Annotated in this window: 2 rRNA genes; both read left to right on the top strand. The window is 47.0% G+C overall.

The annotated features are described in order from the left end of the window. Positions 1-272: ribosomal RNA gene (locus HMPREF0873_RS09775) — 23S ribosomal RNA — on the top strand; the annotation flags it as partial. A gap of 183 nt (positions 273-455) precedes the next feature. Then, positions 456-572, top strand: a 5S ribosomal RNA gene (rrf, locus tag HMPREF0873_RS09770). The last annotated feature ends 109 nt before the right edge of the window (positions 573-681 follow it).

The raw sequence follows: 681 nt of genomic DNA, 5'->3' as shown, positions 1-681 counted from the left end.
CAAGAAACTTGAAGGGGGCTGCTCCTAGTACGAGAGGACCGGAGTGGACGAACCGCTGGTGTACCAATTATCCTGCCAAGGGTACAGTTGGGTAGCTACGTTCGGGACGGATAAACGCTGAAAGCATCTAAGCGTGAAACCAGCCTTGAGATGAGGTTTCTCATAGCAAAAGCTAGTAAGATCCCATGTAGACGACATGGTAGATAGGCCAGGTGTGGAAGAGCCGTGAGGTTTGGAGCTGACTGGTACTAATCGATCGAGGGCTTTACTTAAGCAGCGTAACCAACTTGAAGGAGCAACGCGACGCACAAGTTGCGTGAAATCTTACGTTTCGACGCAATCCTCTAGACGTGTACTTTGAGTATGGGACGCAACATACAACAAAACATTAAGCAGAATGTGCAACAAATATATATATACTTCTATGTGGTTTTCAGAGTACAAACTCTGACAGATTCAGTGGCGATGGCTATGAGGATCCACCTGTTCCCATCTCGAACACAGTAGTTAAGCTCATAAACGCCGAAAGTACTTGGCTGGAGACGGCCTGGGAGGATAGGAAGCCGCTGATTGACTAAAAGAAAAAGGTCTACCTAAAGGTAGGCCTTTTTCTTTTTGCTAGTCTTCGACTAGCTAACCCTACTAGAGCAGCCTCCAGCCAAGGTTGTAGAGGTTGTATCT

It is taken from the genome of Veillonella sp. 3_1_44, assembly GCF_000163715.1.
GTDB classification, from domain to species: domain Bacteria; phylum Bacillota; class Negativicutes; order Veillonellales; family Veillonellaceae; genus Veillonella; species Veillonella parvula_A.
The sequence above is the reverse complement of the archived record's forward strand: the minus strand, read 5'-3'. Positions and strand labels throughout refer to the sequence as shown.